The following is a 16,930-nucleotide window of genomic DNA, read 5'->3' on the forward strand; positions in this document are numbered from 1 at the left end:
GTTCAAGATTGCATCGTGCGGGGGAATCCTCCGTTATCAGTCTTTTGTCGCACCAGCCTAACCATTAAACTTAAAAGGATGCGATTTAAATGACAAAACACAAAACTAGTTTATTAGAAGCAAGTATCGTTTTACTTATTCTGCTAGCCATCATGGGTAGCGGCGTGATTGTTTTCCAACTTTCACCACAAACACCCGTCTTAACGGCGATTGCCCTCTTGATTCTATGGGCCCGTTGGCGGCACTTTAGCTGGGACGCCATTCATTCTGGTATCGAAGATGGTCTCAAAAGCGGAATCATTCCTATCATTATTTTCATTCTCGTCGGCGCCTTAATCAGTATCTGGATTGCCGCCGGTGTGATTCCTAGCCTGATGGTCTGGGGCTTCAAAATGGTCAGTGTACACTGGTTCATTCCCTCGATTTTCGTCGTCTGTGCGCTTGTCGGCAGTGCCATCGGGAGCGCCTTTACCGTCATTTCAACCGTCGGCATTGCTTTCTTCGGGATTGGAGCCACACTCGGACTAAACACTACCATCGTGGCCGCAGCTATTATTTCCGGGGCAATATTCGGTGATAAGTCATCACCACTTTCACAATCAACAAACTTAACCGCAGCGGTTACTGAAACAGATCTATTTGAACATATTAAGAACTTGATGTGGACCACGGTTCCAGCGTTTGTTGGCTCATTAATTTTATACGCTATCATTGGCCATACCTCGAAAAATGTCTCCCTCGATAAAATTGGTGCGACGGTTGCTGTCTTAAACACGCACACTTCAGTTAGCCTACTTGCACTAATTCCAATCATCTTAATTTTCGTTTGTGCTCGCCTTAAAATGCCAGCAATTCCAACACTCTTTTTAAACATTGCCGTTTCAATCGGTTTAATCTTTTTCCACAACCCACACACACCAATTGCTAAAATTGCGAGTTACATTGAAAATGGGTTTGTTGCCCACACCGGCGATAAAAGTATCGATGCCTTGCTCTCACGCGGTGGGATTAATAGCATGTTAAGCACCGTCGCCTTAATTATCTTGACCTTAACCCTCGGTGGCCTCTTAATGAAGCTTGGTTTAATCGAACGCGTGATGGCCCCTCTTGCTACTCATCTTAAGACGCCAGGTCAATTGCTCAGCGCCGTTATTGCTTCTGGGATTGGCGTTAACCTCTTTATCGGTGAAGAATTCCTTTCTGTGATTCTCCCTGGTAAAGCCTTCAAGAGCACCTTTGAAAAATCAAACTTGAGTAATCTTGCTTTAGGGCGCGCCCTTGAAGATGGTGGGACAGTTATCAACTACCTCGTTCCATGGGGCGTCGCTGGCGTTTTTGCCGCTAATACTTTAGGCGTCCCTACCTTGAGTTACCTTCCATTTTGTTTCTTCAGTCTCTTATCACCAATCTTCTCAATTCTCAGTGCCGTTACTGGCATCGGGTTAAAGAGAAAAACCGCCTAAACACGCAAAAAAGGCCCAGGATAAAATATCCTGGGCCTTTTTTTACATTAATTGCATTAGGAATTGACCGCCATACACCAGCGCAAAACTATACACTGCAATTGAAGCTGGCTTGCATAAAATAATGATCCATGTAAATTTCTTCAATGACATCTCGGTGAGCCCAGCCATCAAGCACAAGACATCGTCTGGTGCGACCGGTAAGAAAATCGCAAGTGCGAAGAAGCGCGCAAAGTTTTTCTTTTCCGTAATTGTCCCGATATACTTGTCATACGTTTTTTCACTGATGACGTGTAAGATGAACGGCTTCCCAAATTGTCGTGCTAATAAGAAGTTCAAGATAGAACCAATTGCAATCCCGACGTAATTATAAACAAACCCCCAAAGTGGGCCGAATACCAAAACCCCGGCTGCGGTGCTAATCCCGCCTGGAATGACAGGAATCACAACTTGAATAATCTGAATCGTGATGAAAATCAGCGGACCAATTAGCACAGAGTGCCCCAAATACGCCTGCAACGCGGTCGTGTTATTAAAAAGACCAAGCCGAGACCAATAAATAGCCAATGAGATGCTTCCGATTAATGCCATGAGAGACGTTGCGCTGATTAAGCGTCTTGAAATTGTTCTACTCATCCGCTGAATTCCTTCCAAGGTTAATTTTAATTATAATTTACCACATTCAACATTATTTTTTATCGGTCGCTAGTCTGATTTAAAAAATCTTAACTTTCTAAGAACGTCCGAAATGGTTTCAATCCTTGTGCATGATATTTTTCAACAAAGGCCGCTACTTCTGCTGGATCCTGTGTTTGATCATCAATCACGAGTTGTTCAACGGGTAACGGACGTTCGTTAGCAATTTTAACATCAATCACAACAGGTTCCTTCGTGCCTTTAGCAGCAGCAAAAGCAGCTTTCAATTCAGCTAATGTCCGTACCGTAAATCCTTTTGCGCCCATCGCTGTTGCTGCTGCACCGTAATCTGCCCCCTGAATGGCAACCCCTGAGTGTGGTTGACCCTTATCATCTTGTTCAGCTTCAATGAATCCGAATGAATCGTTGCTTAATACAACGTTGATGATTGGCATTTGGTATTTAACTTGCGTGATAATATCTTGCATCACCATCGTGAAGCCACCGTCACCACTAATCGACCAGATTTGACGGTCAGGGTAGGCAGCCTGGGTCCCGATTGCTGCAGGCACTGCGCAACCCATTGTGGCATACCATGCTGATAACGTCATACGTTGGCCTGGATGCATTTTCAAGAAACGCACCCCATCGATTGAAACATTCCCAACATCGAGATTAAAGATGGCATCGTCAGTGGCCATCTCATTGATTTGTTTGAAGACGGGTTCCACACGTAACGGTGTTTGATCGTTTTCTTCAAAACTGGCTTTCCATTCATTCCAGTTTTCTTTGTTGGCGAGTGCTGCTTTATAAAAGGCAGATTTTTTGGCAACTGGTTCACTCGCGGCTAGCAATGCCTTTAATGCCGTCTTAGCATCCGCTAAAATTCCGACATCCACATGGTGTCTGTGTCCTAGTTTAGTAGGATCGATATCAATTTGAATAAATTTGGCATCTGGCTTGAAGAAGTATTGACCGAATTCATAATTGCTACCGACAAATAAGATTAGATCAGCAGCTTCTGCCAAATCAACTCCGGGTTTCGTGGCTACTCGCCCAGCTGAAACCATATAAGCTGGATGGTCATCGGCAACAATCCCTTTTGAAAGGGCTGATGACATCATTGGGATACTCAACCGATCAGATAAAGCAACCAATTCTTCACCCGCAGCACGTGCACCCTGACCAAAATAAATAATGGGTTGTTTTGCATCTTTAATTAACTGTAATGTACGATCAATATCCGCGCTTCTTGGCTCTGGATAATTGCCCATTTGGAATAAGTTTGCAGTAGCCTCGAAGTTATCTTCAATCGGTTCCCAGCCTAGGTTAGTTGGAATCGTGACAACTGCTACGCCGCGGTGTTTATAGGCTTGTTGAATGGCTTGGTCGACTACAAGTGGCATCTGTTCAGCCGTCATTACCGTCCGATTATAGACTGCCACATCAGCAAACATGGGGTTTTCATTCATTTCTTGGAAATAATCCGTATTCATCACACCCGTAGCAACTTGTCCAACTAATGCTAATACAGGAACATTATCATATTTAGCATCGTAGAGACCATTTAACAAGTGGACTGCACCAGGTCCGGCTGAGCCAAATGTAGCAGCAATCTTGCCAGTTGCTTTGGCTTCACCCGCCGCTGCTAGTGCACCGACTTCTTCATGGCGCACTTGAATGTAACGCATAATCGCTTTCTGGTTATGTAGTGCATTCATCGTTGAATCAAACGAGCCACCGGGTAAACCAAAAATATGGTCAATTCCCCAGTCTGCCATGACTTTTAACATTGCATCTGATGCGTTTATTTTCTGTGCTACCATTAATAAAGACCTCCTGATGATTTTATGTTTCACTTACTTAAGTATACCGCTTAAAATGTAAGCGTTACAAATAATCCTGAATAATTCATACTTTGTTGCGTAAAGGTAATTTGCCCCTTTTAACGTTTAATTTAGCTCAAATTTAATCCGCAACTATTTTTGAGTGTATTTGAGCTATTTTTAAGACAATTTTATTTTTGATTGGTGTCAAAAGAGTAAACTACTCCCTTGATCGTACTTAAATTTTTTAAATTGTCTTTTTTAATTACTAGTGAGCTGAAATTCTTGAATCCTAAACAATGTTTGCCAGTATAAATCATCAAAAACATTGGTACTAGAAAGATGCAGCCATAATTTACGTGCATGTTGGGTGACTCTGCCGGCCAAATGAAAGAGCTTGAAACGTAAAGTGGCGCTTCGTTGCGTTCCCTAATTCAGCTGGGAAAACCAGTTTTTTCATGGCTTGAACTAAGTTATAAGCCACACCGGCGAGTAACATTCTAAACTGGTTAGCCGTAAAACTGGAACTATCCGTTTTATCAAAGGCAAAGCCACTTTTAACTTCTTTGATCAGATCCTCCATGGCTCCACGTTGGTGATAGAGTTCAAAGACGTCACTGGCAAAAGCCAGCTCCAAGTTAGTCACGATAAATTCGTGTTTAAAGAGTAGCTCGCCAGCAGGGCGAGTTGATTTAATGATCACGGGGTAAGCGCGACCCCAAGTGTCCGGTTGGTAATCTGTCAAACGGTGCCACTGGACATCTTTTTCGGCGAAGTCTTCCCCAGGTTGCCCCACATGGATCAAGTGCTCGGCGATCCGTTGTAGTTTTGGATTAGCCTTGAGACGGATCGTAAACTTTGCCCCAGCTTCTTCACAGGCGGCATAAATTTCTGGCTTGGCAAAACCCGAGTCAGCCCGGATTAGTACATCTAAAGCAGCGTATTGTTTCAGTAGCGGTTTCAAAAAAGCTTCCGCATTTTTGGAAGTGTATTCGTTACCTGGCCGTAATTTAGCTCCTAAGAGACAACCCGAAAAACCATCAAAAGCCAACAGGGGATGATAACCGTTCGTTTGATAATGGGTGTTAAAAGCACTGCCTTTCTGGTAACCAAATGTATCGGAATGAGTCGAATCAAGATCAATGATCAGTTGACGTTGCTTCTTTTGTGTGATCACTAACTGCGCTAACTTGGCGACTAATTTTGTGATCCCGGCCAAGTCGTCTGCGGAAATTTGGTTGATATAGCGTGAAAGAGTTGGTTGCGAAGCAACTAAATTATCTAAAACAAGCTCAAAGCTCATGTCTGCGGTCAGTTTATTAGCGGCAGTATCGTCGAAATAACCCGCAATCAGCTGAATCAACAGTTGTTTAAACAGCTGGTTCTTATGGTACCTATAGAACTTGCGGTTTTCCTTAAAATGGAGAGTTTCTTTCAAAAGGCGCTTAAAGTGGATCTGATGCATAAATTCAGCCACTAAAATTAGACCCGCATCGTTAGATAAATGACCACCATTATTAGAAAGAACCAGATTTTTGTTGAAGTTAACGGTTTGTTGTTGTAAAGTCGACATATGGAGCACTCCTGTTCTGTGTTGGTTTTGGTCGACTTAACAATAGCACAGGCTGTGCTCTTTTTGTATACGCAATTAAACACCTAAAAGGTGTTGGTTTGGATCACGGACAAACAAGATGATAACAGGCAAAGAAAGAAAAACTGTTAAAGATATGAATTATTCAGGATTATTATTAGTAAAAATATGACTCCTAACAAGCAACCGCAGCCGATGTTGAAAAAGAAGCTCAAAACGCTCCACACAAAAAGGACGCATAATATAAACAGGAATGTCAGCATCATTGCCACCTCTTTATTTGCAAACCACGCTCACTTTTACCGGCTTAGATCAACTTTTTCATTGATCAGCCACACAACAATGTCGCCAATTAAAACCACAACAAATTCACCAATGCCGACTGTCAAATATGTCATCCAAAACAAAACTTCACTGACCAGATGTAATTCTAGTGCGACTGCCTATGACATTCCGGCCCCATTGATGACTATAAATTAGCAATCAAACACCCCTCATGTAACGTTTGTTGAAAACCACCATAGTATTGAGCAGTTCTGACAAACGAAATTGAATCGGTCTATAACTCAATGGTGTAAAAGCAAACGTTAAAACTACATAAAGTGCAGCAATCAAAACTGTTTTAGTGATCTCAGCAACTTTATTATTAAGACGTGCCCTTTTTAAGAATCTCCTAGTTTTTAGGTGGGATGGTCACGAACCACCATGTAACAAGTAATTATTCCATTAATACTGTACTTTCAAGTATAGAAAAAAGACGACCGTTTATCAACCTGAAAAGCATGTTATAATTTTATTATTAGACATTTTAACAACCGAGTAACTAGTCGCTAAAAATCGTGGATCAACTAACTGTCTAGCCTAACAAATATTTGACACGACCCACGAAATTTATACAATGAATGGATATTACTAATGAAAATCGCTATTTTAACTGACAGCGCTGCGATGATCAGCAGTAAAGTCGGATCACAACCGAATATTAGGGTCTTACAGATCCCACTTTCATTGGATGGAGAAGCTTATTATCCCAATGAATTACCAGAAGTTGCTGGAATAGAAACGCTAAGGGAAGCCACGCTTAACACTGTAACAGAAGAGCAGATCCCTCTAACCACAATTTCTGCAGTAACCGATGAACTTCAACAAGCTGGTTATACTGACGTACTTTGTATACATATTGCCAGTTCGATCAGTGGCTTAGGCTCAAATCTCTCTACTTTCGCCAAAAGCTGTCAACAGCCGCTTAAGATCCATCTCTTTGATTCTCATACTCTTGGTCCTGCAGAAGGAGCGTTGGTTGAACGAGCACTTACTATGATTACTCACGGACTAAAAATTGCTGACATTTTAGCAGAACTAACCAAGTATCGCCAAAAGCAACATACACTGGTCATAATGGAAAATCTCAAAAACTTGCGTCGGATCGGTTCTATTTCAAATAATGCACATCTCTTCAGTAATAATATGCTGCATTATAAAACCTTGCTACATTTTTCCGAAAATGGTGAACTTGAAGTCTTGATGAAAAGTTCACGCACGAAAAAAATTGCAACGGCGCTATTGAATAAGTTTCGCAGCTCTGCAGCAAAACCGGAACTAGCAATCGTGGCAGACAATACAATGGTCTTGGAAAAATATGTTTCTTGCCTGAAAGAAATTATGCCGCAACTTCAACTAGTAACTGATCTATATTCACCTTCGATATTTTCCTTCATCGGTCCACAAGCACTGATCATTAGTAAGCAGTGTTTAAGTGGACGTATTTCAATCAAATGAAAGATATTATATGATCATCTCATCAAAAAGGATGAGGTGGTTTTTTTGGAAAAAAAACATGATTTTGTGGAAGTTAAACTTAATGGTCGTTCACATGAAACACCAAAAGTACCGCAAAAAGCGCTCCAAATTCGGCTGGATCAAAATAAGACGGCTGTGATCTATAACCGGATCAACAACTATATCCTAGATGCATTCTTGAAGGCGGCGTTTGACCATGATGCTTGATTTAAATAAAGTTGACCAGATCTACTTAGTGTGTAGCAAAACTGATCTGCGCAAAGGGATCGACGGGTTAGTCGGCGTGGTCACTGAACAATTTGAATTGGATCCATACCGACGAACTTTATTTCTCTTTTGTGGGACTCGCAAGGACCGCTTCAAGGCTCTTTTATGGGAAGGTGACGGTTTTTTGCTCTTGTATAAAAGATTTGAAAACGGTAGTTTACAATGGCCACTTGACCAAGCCGCTGTGCGTAAATTAACGTCATTTCAGTTAAAGAGGCTCTTACAAGGATGGTCTTTAGATGCCACGGTCCATCAATATGACCCCCACAAAGTTTTTGAAGCCTAGCGGACATATCCACCTGTGAATATCTTTTTAAAACCCTATCCACAGATTTAAATCTGTGGATGCTATTTGCGTGGGAGCGTGTTATGCTAAAACTTGTCAAGATAAGCCGGAGGGCTTATTAGTCATACTGGTGGGTGGGGATAGAAATGGACCAACAAAAACAGTTCGCAGCATTAATGACACAAGTCAAAGAACTAACTGCACAAGTGCAGCTATTAAAACAAGAAAGCCAGGCTAAAGATGCTCGGATCGCAGAACTTGAAAACATGAACACATATCTAACTAAAAAATTGTATGCACCAAAGTCCGAAAAATCTGTCCCGGTTGATGCTAATCAAATGGAACTCTGGGGAGAAAATGAGGGTGTTTTTACCCAGTCAGAGCCCACTGACGAACAAAGCACGCAAGAAACTCAATCAACGAACCAAAAACGACCGCAAAAAAGGCAGCCACGTCAAGCACAAGTAGCTGATCTACCTGTTAAAGAAAAAATCTACGAACTGCCAAACTTGGTTTGTCCTGAAGGACAGCCTCTGAAAGTCGTGGGCAAAAAACTGGTGTCTAGTAAATTGCACTTTGCTCCGGCAAAATTATGGGTCGAGTATGAATATGTTCGTACTTATGCCTGTGATTGTGCTGCTTGTTTTGCTAAAAAAGCACACACGGCTTTTTATCAGGCCGACACACCTCGACCGTTGTTTCCACATAGTTTGGCGACCCCGGCACTTTTGGAAAATATCGTTTATCAAAAGTTCGTTTTGGGCACCCCACTTTACCGTCAATTAAAAGATTGGCACCGCTTAGGCTGGCAAGTCGCGGAGTCCACTCTGGCAAGTTGGCTCGTGCAGGGGGCAAAGCTGATGACACCCTTGTATAACTTGATCCACCAAGAACTTTTGCGACGCCCTTATTTACAAGGTGACGAAACAGTCATTCAAGTTTTACGAGAACCCGCTAAGAGTCCTACCTCCGAATCAAGGATGTGGGTCCTGCGGACAGTTCAAAAAGCCTCGCGGCCAGGGATCTATTATGCTTACAAGCCCGACCGCACACAAAAGTCCGGTCGGGAACTCTACCAGGGATTTCAAGGTGTTTTGCAGTGTGACGGCTACCAAGTTTATCATGCAGTCGATCACGCAGATCGAGTAGGCTGTTTAGCTCATGTGAGGCGTAAGTTTTACGATGCAGCCAAATTTGACTCACAGGCTAAGCGGCCTTTAAAGCTCTTAGATGATATTTTCCGGCAGGAAAAAGCCGGGACGGAGCTTTCCAGTCAGGAACGCCGAATTTACTGCCAACGTGAACTCCGACCTTTATTCGATAAATTTTGGGAATGTGTCGCTACTTTACCAGTCTTGCCCAAATCAATGCTCGGAAAAGCAATCACTTATGCAGTAGGGCAGCGAAGTGCCCTGGATAAATTATTAGAGTATGGTGCGTTTGATCTCTCTAACAATACTTGCGAACAGGCTGTCAAAACCTTAGTGATCGCACGGAAAAATTTTCTGTTCAGCACTAGTGTGGCAGGCGCCCAGGCTAATGCGGTCTGGTTGACCTTGATCGAGAGTGCGAAAGCCAACGGCTTAGATCCTGAACAATATTTGATTGAGCTCCTAACTCAGATCTCGCAATTAGGACCATTTCCAAGTACAGCAGAGTTAGAGCCTTATTTACCATGGAATCAAAAACAACCTAAAATTGAAAAATTGCTTGAAAAAAACGCCTGAAGTTCAAACCACGAACTTCAGGCGTTTTCTTAACTTCAAATAATTTCCTAGCGAAAGCTACACGTCCAATTCAACACTGCTTACGATCATTAGTTGGCAAAATAATTAACTACATGCAAAAAGATCGTCCTTCAATTTAAAGAAGAACGATCTTTTTTGTTTGCAGTTCTCTTATATTAACTTTTTGCTATTTAATAACGGACTCGCAATTGGCCAGCTTCTCAGCTTTCTGCTTAGTTATCTAAATCAAATTGACCCGTCAGTTTTTGCAACTGAGCAGCAGTTTCTTCCAAGGTCGAAACATGTTGGGTAAACTCATCCATCGTAGCTTGCACTTCTTCAGAGTTAGCCGAAACTTCCTCTGTTCCTGCTGCGTTTTCTTGTGTTGAAGCTGAGATGCTTTCAAGTTTATCTAAGATCATCTTTTGAGTTTCACTGATCTCTTTTGTACCCTCATGGATCTTTTGAACATTTGCACCCATAGCTTCATTATGCTTATAAACGTTCATTGTCGACTTGATGGCTTCTGTGATCAAACCAGTCTGTTTTTCACTGCTTTCCAGTGAGTCTGTTGTTGTCTTGACCAAACCAGTTGATTGCTGTCTGATCTGTTCAATGATCGACTCAATTTCTTTAGTCGAATCATTACTTTGTTCAGCTAACTTCCGGATCTCCGCTGCAACAACTGAGAATCCTTTTCCTGCTTCGCCTGCACTAGCTGCTTCGATCGATGCATTCAAAGCAAGCAAGTTCGTCTGTCTTGCAATATCATTGATAACGTTAATGATCTTAGTAATGTTTTGTACATCACTATCCATTTCCTGAACACTACTCATCAAAGCTTGCATTCCGTTGATCTCATTTAACCAGTGACCATTGACCTTGTCCATGACATCCAGGTTATTTTGTCCAACTTTTGAAGCTTCTTTGGATGAATTAGCAAGCTCTTCCATATTCGCATTGACATTATCAATATGTGCAGTGATTTTTTGAACGTTATCCACGCTTTCAGTAGTTTCTTTTGCTTGTGATCCTGTCACTTCAGCAATTTCAGTGATCGTCTGTGCGATTTCTTCAGAAGCAGTTGTTGTTTGTTTCGAAAGGTCAAGTAATGATGCAGCTTGTTCAGAAACATTCTTGGCTTCTTGCTGTGTTTGTCCGATCAGAACAGTGACAGAAGCGATCATATTATTGTAACTAGCCGCTACTCTGTTAAACTCATGTCCATTCACATCAGCTCTGGTCATCTTTTGAGCTAGACGTTCTATTGGTACCTTAGAATACTCGATTTTTTCACCCACTGCAGGCACGTAACTCATCTTACCTTGGCCAGCATCTATAAAGAACTTCTCAAGTATTAATAAAGCACGTTTGATCAAATCTGCACTATAGTAAGATATTATCACGGCTAAAATGATGATCGCCAACATTGAGATTGTCAAGATTATCAACATATGATGTGTGCCTGCGCTCAAATCACTATTGTTCATTTGGGCGATGGTCCAATTGTCAGTTGTTCCATTGCCCTTGTCAAAGGTAACCTTATTGATCTGCGAACCTCCAGGAACTTTGATCGTCCCCTTCTTTTTCGCTGAAGCAGCCACTGCTTTATAAACGGCTGTCTTGTTGATCATTTTACCTGCTTTAAAAGTATTATTGCTTTTACCAGTGTTCTTTTTGATCAAAACCCTGCCGGCTTTAGTTAAAACGGCGGCTTGACCATTGTTTCCGATTTCCATCGATTCAACAGATTTTTGTACTGATGAATATGAAACAGTAACTGCTAAAACATGGGCTTTCCCCTGCTTATCTACGATTTTCTGGGAAACACTTGCACTATACGAATGATTAGCCGGATCTTCATAAGGAATCGACCAATATGCATGTCCTGTGGGTGCTTTTTGATACCAATCTTGATCTAAAATATTCATATCTTTAGGCATCGCAAAATTCGAATAAGCATATGTACCATCAGTGTTGACATACATCAAGTTGGTGATCGTTCCCTGGGCGTCGCCATTGGCAATTTTCAAAGTTCTGTTAGCATCTTTTAAGTTGACATTATTGGTCAACTCTGGTCTTTTTTCCAAACTAGCAATTTGTCCAGTAACATCTTGCCGCATGTCAACTTGTTGCCGTTGCAAAACATTTACAGCCGTCACTTTTAAACGGTCATTTTTCTCGATCAATTGCTGACGTGTATTCCCGTATGAGATCAAATTCATTATAATTGCCGGTACCAATGCTATCAATAAGAGTGACGATAAAAAATACTTCTGAATACTCTTTTTAGCAACTTTTTTCTTACTTGCCATTTTCTTTCCCCATCTTTCCCTAACTATCTAATTTGATCCCCTAAGGATCTCATGACTATCGTTCACAAAAGCACTGAAGCAAACAACCCCTAAATAATATGTTTGCCAGTATTTGCTTTTGCTTGCGCTGAAGTCATCAAATTAACGAGCAATTACTGCTCTTTTACCCCTTTAGCCCCACTAAAACAAAATATAACTTTAACGCAGATAATCTAATATCGAGGTTTGCATGACCTTAGTCCCCATAGCCAAGGTCGAACGATATGCAATCATTTGATTTTGATATTCCATATACTTCTCTGCAACATCAACATCTTGTTTATTAGACAAAGTTTCCGCTAAAGTATTTTTCTCAGATTTATTTCGAGCTGATGCTGAACTTAAACGATTTTCGATCGAACCGATCTTAGATCTATAGTCAGTAAAGTTTTCAGTAAATTTATCGATCCCTGACAAATATTCACTGGATAACTTTCTATCTGGATCCCCCGATTTCAAAGTATCGATCAAACCGCTAAAGAATTCGGTCAGTTCAGACTTGCTATCTTTATCAATGCCAGACGAACCATCGGCATGCATCAAACGTGAACCATCAGTAGCTAAATCTAAGCTGACACCATCTGAGATCTCGCGCTGTAAATTATCCACGTTGCCTCTGTATTCTAAACTGACAGCTGCCCCTTCAGCATCTTTAATAACAGCAAATGGTGGCTCTTGTGTCTTTGTCCCCCCAAAGATATACCTGCCATCATAGTTGGTATTCAAGGCATCAACTATCCCTGAGATCGACTGTGAGATTTCTTTACGGTTCGCATTGTAAACGGCAGGTGTAGCTGTTCCGCTATTGGCCGACGACTCGATCAAATTTCTAATGTTAAGCATCAAGGTCGAAACATTATCTAAAGCTGAGTCTTGCGTTTGCGACCAGAGCGTGGAATCAGAAATTGTTTGGCCATACGTTTTGTTTTGTGAAATTGAAACATTCAGATCTAAGATCTTTGCGACTAACAAAGGATTATCAGAAGCCTTATTGACCTCTTTCAAACTAGACAGTTGATTCATTGTCTTTTGAACCTTGTTAGTACTGATCTGTAAATTCTTCAAGAAATCAGAATATTCCATTTTACTGGAAACCCTCATTGATTAAACCCCCGTTCTATTGATCAAAGTATCCAACATTTCTGAAACGACATTTAACAATTTGGCATTAGCTTGAAAACCTTGTTGAAATCTGATCACATCTGACATTTCTTCGTTCAAATTAACACCAGAAGCTGCTTGATCTTTGTATTCCAATTGATTCAACGCTGATAATTGAGCAGATGCCATATTGTCTGCTTTTTGTTTAGATATCCCATTTTTTGTAACAATACTGTTGTAAGCACCTGGGATCGTTAAACCCTCTTTAGAATTATTGAAGGTCAAAGTATCTTTATTATAATTTTTCAGCAAATTCGCTGTATCGACCGGATAACCAAGCTTACTCTTTAAAGCTCTAGCCATCGCTAAAGCACGTCCATTATCTCCTTCGGCCGGATCATCACCAGTACCGACTTTCATTTTGCCTGGATCTGCGACTAAATCATCGTTGATCTTAATACTTAAAGCCGGATCACTGGGATCAGTGATTTCAAAAAAGCCGCTATCTGGAGTTTGCCCGTCAGAATAAACGATATTTTCAATTTCTACAACGCCTTTAGCAAAATCATTTAATTCAGCTCGATGGCTTTCCACTTCAGCCAATGATTCTTGCAAACCGCCGATCGAACCTGACTTAACTGCTAACTTGCTATACTTACCTGAACCGTTCGCTGTTTCAAAAACGACTTCTCCGACCGTGAAGTCTCCATCGATCGTTTGCTTTGGTTGTGTTTCATCACCATTTGGCAAAATCTGAGCTTTGCCGTCAGAGTTACTGACAACAACATTTAACTTAGTCTGTACTCCTTTTTCATTGTCAACCACTGCATGGTCACCGATACTAAGTGAAGCACGGCCATATTTGTCAAACGAAACTGTTAAATTACTTTCAGCAGACATATCCTTTAATAAACTATCGCGCTGATCTAACAAATCATTGGGCTGTTCATCACTTAAATGACTGTCATACAACTGTTGATTCAAATTAGCGAGTTGTTCCGCCTTTTCATTAAAATCTAGAACAGTTTTCGCCAAAGAAGAACGTGTATCAGTAGAAACTTGTGAAACTTGCCGTGCAGTTTGCTGGATATAAGAAGCTAAAGCAACACCCATTTGAACACTATTAGTTTTAGCCGTATCCAACTCGGGATTGTCGGCTAACTTTTGTAAGCTGTCAGCAAAATTATTCAATTGTGTAATGAGTCCATCGTCTGACGGCTCATGTAATGCATTTTCTAATAAAGCCAAAACATCTGACTTTTGGACGTTAAAATTGTAATCTGAATTAGAATCTCGAACCTGTGAACGTACAAAGTCATCAACGATCCGTGAGATACCATCAGCTTGAACACCGCTACCGATCAAACCGACTCCTGTTTTTGCATAAGGGATCTTCGTTGATAAATCAACACGTTGGCGCGAGTAACCTTCGGTATTAGTATTAGCAATATTATGACTGCTAGTCTGCAAGCCGATTTGGTTAGCATCTAACCCACTGCGAGCAGTATTCAAAGTACCAAATAAACCTGACATGAAAGTCCTCCTAAAGAATAACAAGGTGAAGTGAACCGCATAAAAGTTGAGCACTATCGGACTTTGACAATAAGTCGTGGTTTGCGACTTGTTGGCGAAGTTGGATAGGCACAGACTTTTGGTTCACGCAACCTGACTAAGAATAACAAGGTGAAGAAATGCGGTTAGAAGCCGAGCATTAACGGACTTTAACAATAAGTCGTGCATTTAGCGACTTTTTGTTGAAGTTAGTTAAGCACAAGCTTTTGCATTTCGTAACCTGACTAATAACAAGGTGAAGTGAACCGCATAAAAGTTGAGCACTATCGGACTTTGACAATAAGTCGTGGTTTACGACTTGTTGGCGAAGTTGGATAGGCACAGACTTTTGGTTCACGCACCCCTTCTACAACCTAAAATGACTGATCTACGATTGCCGCAGGAATATCTTCTCGCTTAGGTTGACTTTGAGTCCTATGCTGATCAACATAAGTATTTTCCTGTTTTTCCAAGCTGTGTTGGATCGTATCCATCATTTTTTTCTGATAAGCCAAGGCTTGTTGCGTCAACAATAAATTAGTTTCTTGCAACTCTTGGATTTCTTGAATCAGCATCTTTGTTTTGTCGCCAATTTCACCAGTATACTTCTCAAAAATCGGTAAGAAATCTTCCTTTTGCGGAACAATTTCATTTAGCGATTCTCCGTCATCAAGAACTAAAAACTTTTGTTCACGTTTCAGTATTTTGATAAATAATTTAAGCTTAGCCTGAAATGCCTTTTCATTCATCTTTATTTCCTTCTTGTTTCATTTCCTGGAACATCTGATCAGCAATCTTTTCTGGTGAGACCTTATATGTTCCGTTTGCCAACTGCTGTTTGATTTTGTCGACCTTAGCCGCATCCACATCATCGTCTATATCACGATTTTTAGCGTTGTTTACTAATCTTTGAGCAGTATCTGATAATTTAACATTAAACTGTTGTGGTGCACCCTTTTTCGTTGTTTTCGAGGCTTGATTGTGATAATAGTTTTGGATCATTTGTGAATTGATTGAAGAAATATCTCGATTAATTTTTATGTGAATGCCTCCTTTTTCCTTTTTGACTCTACAAATACAGTTATCGGCCAAAATAAAAAAAGTTAAACCTAAAAGTTCAACTTTTTTTAACTTAATTTATTTCCCCGATTTAAAATTGAAGTGCAACACTTGATAACTAGACCAATTAGACTAGCTTAAAAGGCCATGAAGGCCTATTCTTATTATTAACGACAAAATCAACAGATAAGGATAGGTGTCTTCATGACCCAAACTAAGAATATCATGCCTAAGCATTACCAACAACTCCAATCTTTTGAACGCGGTCAAATTGAGTCCCTGACTCGATTAGGATTTGGCGTTCGTCAGATTGCCAGCCGGCTTCACCGGAGTCCCAGCACCATTTCTCGCGAATTAAAACGCGGGTTAACCACCCAGATTGATTCCCAGAAACATCGGTCATATCAGGACTACTTTGCCGAGCGCGGGGCGGCTTACTATCGAGAACAGCGGGCCAAGTGTCACCCCAAAGGTTTACTGCAGCGGGCTGCCGTGTTCTTCAAGTCCCTGCCGAAAGCTTTAAAAGCTAAGCCACGAGTTTTCAGTGTCGACACGTATGTCCACTATTTCAAAGCTCATTACCCGGGCTTTCCCTGCCCATCAACGGCTACGGTCTATCGGTATATCGAGGCTGGCAAGCTCCCGGAGCTTCACAACTATGATTTACCCATGAAGCTACGTCGCCGCGTTAAACGCCCGAATCACCGACATGCCCGCCTGAATAAAAAACGGCTTGGACAGTCCATTGAAGACCGGCCCGCAGTGGTTCGGAAACGTCAGGAGTTGGGCCATTGGGAAGGCGACTTAGTGAAAGCCAAACGGGTTGAGTCCGAACCAGCTTTAATGACGTTAACCGAGCGAGTTAGCCGGATGGAAATTATCGTTAAATTGCCTGATTACCGGGCAGAGACTTGCCGGCAAGCCCTCCAAGATACGATTGATGATTACGGTGCAGAAAACTTTCGGACTATCACGTTTGACAACGGCTCGGAATTCGCTAGTTTAAATCAGGTTCAAGGAACGGAAATCTACTTTGCCCATCCATATTCTCCCTGGGAACGGGGCACTAATGAGAATGTGAATGGTCAATTAAGAGAGTTCTTCCCAAAGGGGTATTCCTTTAAAAACCTCTCATTAGTGGATCTGCAGTTGGTTCAAGACACGCTGAATCACCGTCCCCGCCGCTGTTATCCAGCGGATGTTATGCCACAACTGGTTTAACTTTCTAGACCAATTATAAGAATAGGCCATTAGTGTTGCACTTAACTT

The 16,930-nt window shown here is 41.4% G+C and carries 15 protein-coding genes; 6 read left to right on the forward strand and 9 right to left on the reverse strand.

Translation table 11 applies throughout. The annotated features are described in order from the left end of the window. Positions 1–89 precede the first annotated feature (89 nt). Positions 90–1,463, forward strand: a complete 1,374-nt coding sequence (gene nhaC / locus ACF1X7_RS05630; protein ID WP_004270096.1) for a Na+/H+ antiporter NhaC — start codon at positions 90–92, stop codon at positions 1,461–1,463. 42 nt (positions 1,464–1,505) lie between these two features. Here nhaC and ACF1X7_RS05635 read toward each other — a convergent pair whose 3' ends face one another. The 4 genes from ACF1X7_RS05635 to ACF1X7_RS05650 form a co-directional block, all read right to left on the reverse strand. Beyond that, positions 1,506–2,099, reverse strand: coding sequence for a TVP38/TMEM64 family protein (locus ACF1X7_RS05635; protein WP_039098837.1), 594 nt, complete (start codon positions 2,097–2,099; stop codon positions 1,506–1,508). 89 nt (positions 2,100–2,188) lie between these two features. Next, complete coding sequence (gene spxB / locus ACF1X7_RS05640) at positions 2,189–3,925, reverse strand: pyruvate oxidase (RefSeq protein WP_039098838.1); 1,737 nt, start codon at positions 3,923–3,925, stop codon at positions 2,189–2,191. 355 nt (positions 3,926–4,280) lie between these two features. Continuing rightward, complete coding sequence (locus ACF1X7_RS05645; protein ID WP_411162526.1) at positions 4,281–5,498, reverse strand: IS1380 family transposase; 1,218 nt, start codon at positions 5,496–5,498, stop codon at positions 4,281–4,283. A 501-nt stretch (positions 5,499–5,999) separates the two neighbouring features. After that, a complete protein-coding gene (locus ACF1X7_RS05650; RefSeq protein WP_311133686.1) occupies positions 6,000–6,131 on the reverse strand; it encodes a QueT transporter family protein in 132 nt (43 codons plus the stop codon). A 300-nt stretch (positions 6,132–6,431) separates the two neighbouring features. On the opposite strand from ACF1X7_RS05650, the gene ACF1X7_RS05655 reads away from it, so the two are divergent. The 4 genes from ACF1X7_RS05655 to tnpC all read left to right on the forward strand — a co-directional run bounded on the left by ACF1X7_RS05655 (position 6,432) and on the right by tnpC (position 9,596). Then, on the forward strand, positions 6,432–7,295 hold the full coding sequence (locus tag ACF1X7_RS05655) for a DegV family protein (RefSeq protein ID WP_039098841.1): 864 nt from the start codon (positions 6,432–6,434) through the stop codon (positions 7,293–7,295). 45 nt (positions 7,296–7,340) lie between these two features. Then, the gene (locus tag ACF1X7_RS05660) at positions 7,341–7,523 is read left to right on the forward strand and encodes a hypothetical protein (RefSeq protein ID WP_039098842.1); all 183 of its coding nucleotides are present in this window, start codon (positions 7,341–7,343) and stop codon (positions 7,521–7,523) included. Further along, positions 7,513–7,869 carry an IS66 family insertion sequence element accessory protein TnpB gene (gene tnpB / locus ACF1X7_RS05665; protein WP_411162527.1) on the forward strand — a complete coding sequence of 119 codons (357 nt, stop codon included), beginning with the start codon at positions 7,513–7,515 and terminating at the stop codon, positions 7,867–7,869. Before ACF1X7_RS05660 ends, tnpB begins: the two co-directional genes overlap by 11 nt. A 146-nt stretch (positions 7,870–8,015) precedes the next feature. Continuing rightward, positions 8,016–9,596: an IS66 family transposase gene (tnpC, locus tag ACF1X7_RS05670; protein ID WP_411162528.1), complete on the forward strand. Its 1,581-nt coding sequence runs from the start codon at positions 8,016–8,018 to the stop codon at positions 9,594–9,596. A 233-nt stretch (positions 9,597–9,829) separates the two neighbouring features. On the opposite strand, the gene ACF1X7_RS05675 is transcribed toward tnpC, so the two are convergent. The 5 genes from ACF1X7_RS05675 to flgM form a co-directional block, all read right to left on the reverse strand. After that, a complete protein-coding gene (locus tag ACF1X7_RS05675; RefSeq protein ID WP_411162529.1) occupies positions 9,830–11,911 on the reverse strand; it encodes a methyl-accepting chemotaxis protein in 2,082 nt (693 codons plus the stop codon). Between the two features lie 198 nt (positions 11,912–12,109). Continuing rightward, positions 12,110–13,051 carry a flagellar hook-associated protein FlgL gene (gene flgL / locus ACF1X7_RS05680; protein ID WP_039098844.1) on the reverse strand — a complete coding sequence of 314 codons (942 nt, stop codon included), beginning with the start codon at positions 13,049–13,051 and terminating at the stop codon, positions 12,110–12,112. A 3-nt stretch (positions 13,052–13,054) separates the two neighbouring features. Continuing rightward, complete coding sequence (gene flgK, locus ACF1X7_RS05685) at positions 13,055–14,584, reverse strand: flagellar hook-associated protein FlgK (RefSeq protein ID WP_039098845.1); 1,530 nt, start codon at positions 14,582–14,584, stop codon at positions 13,055–13,057. A gap of 392 nt (positions 14,585–14,976) precedes the next feature. Further along, positions 14,977–15,351, reverse strand: coding sequence for a hypothetical protein (locus tag ACF1X7_RS05690; protein ID WP_039099282.1), 375 nt, complete (start codon positions 15,349–15,351; stop codon positions 14,977–14,979). After that, positions 15,344–15,694 carry a flagellar biosynthesis anti-sigma factor FlgM gene (gene flgM / locus ACF1X7_RS05695; protein ID WP_411162530.1) on the reverse strand — a complete coding sequence of 117 codons (351 nt, stop codon included), beginning with the start codon at positions 15,692–15,694 and terminating at the stop codon, positions 15,344–15,346. The genes ACF1X7_RS05690 and flgM overlap by 8 nt, the downstream gene beginning before the upstream one ends. 171 nt (positions 15,695–15,865) lie before the next feature. Here flgM and ACF1X7_RS05700 point away from each other — a divergent pair, with 171 nt between their 5' ends. Continuing rightward, positions 15,866–16,882: an IS30 family transposase gene (locus ACF1X7_RS05700; protein ID WP_411162531.1), complete on the forward strand. Its 1,017-nt coding sequence runs from the start codon at positions 15,866–15,868 to the stop codon at positions 16,880–16,882. Positions 16,883–16,930 lie beyond the last annotated feature (48 nt).

It is taken from the genome of Latilactobacillus sp. VITA-14 (genome assembly GCF_046580785.1).
In the GTDB taxonomy this organism is placed as follows: Bacteria; Bacillota; Bacilli; order Lactobacillales; family Lactobacillaceae; genus Latilactobacillus; species Latilactobacillus curvatus.

Excerpts from the sequence above, each read along its gene's own strand:
- tnpB (WP_411162527.1), top strand. The coding sequence starts at position 7,513 with ATGATGCTTGATTTAAATAAAGTTGACCAGATCTACTTAGTGTGTAGC.
- ACF1X7_RS05635 (WP_039098837.1), bottom strand. The coding sequence starts at position 2,099 with ATGAGTAGAACAATTTCAAGACGCTTAATCAGCGCAACGTCTCTCATG.
- ACF1X7_RS05645 (WP_411162526.1), bottom strand. The coding sequence starts at position 5,498 with ATGTCGACTTTACAACAACAAACCGTTAACTTCAACAAAAATCTGGTT.
- flgK (WP_039098845.1), bottom strand. The coding sequence starts at position 14,584 with ATGTCAGGTTTATTTGGTACTTTGAATACTGCTCGCAGTGGGTTAGAT.
- spxB (WP_039098838.1), bottom strand. The coding sequence starts at position 3,925 with ATGGTAGCACAGAAAATAAACGCATCAGATGCAATGTTAAAAGTCATG.
- nhaC (WP_004270096.1), top strand. The coding sequence starts at position 90 with ATGACAAAACACAAAACTAGTTTATTAGAAGCAAGTATCGTTTTACTT.
- ACF1X7_RS05700 (WP_411162531.1), top strand. The coding sequence starts at position 15,866 with ATGACCCAAACTAAGAATATCATGCCTAAGCATTACCAACAACTCCAA.
- flgL (WP_039098844.1), bottom strand. The coding sequence starts at position 13,051 with ATGAGGGTTTCCAGTAAAATGGAATATTCTGATTTCTTGAAGAATTTA.
- tnpC (WP_411162528.1), top strand. The coding sequence starts at position 8,016 with ATGGACCAACAAAAACAGTTCGCAGCATTAATGACACAAGTCAAAGAA.
- ACF1X7_RS05655 (WP_039098841.1), top strand. The coding sequence starts at position 6,432 with ATGAAAATCGCTATTTTAACTGACAGCGCTGCGATGATCAGCAGTAAA.
- ACF1X7_RS05675 (WP_411162529.1), bottom strand. The coding sequence starts at position 11,911 with ATGGCAAGTAAGAAAAAAGTTGCTAAAAAGAGTATTCAGAAGTATTTT.
- ACF1X7_RS05690 (WP_039099282.1), bottom strand. The coding sequence starts at position 15,351 with ATGAATGAAAAGGCATTTCAGGCTAAGCTTAAATTATTTATCAAAATA.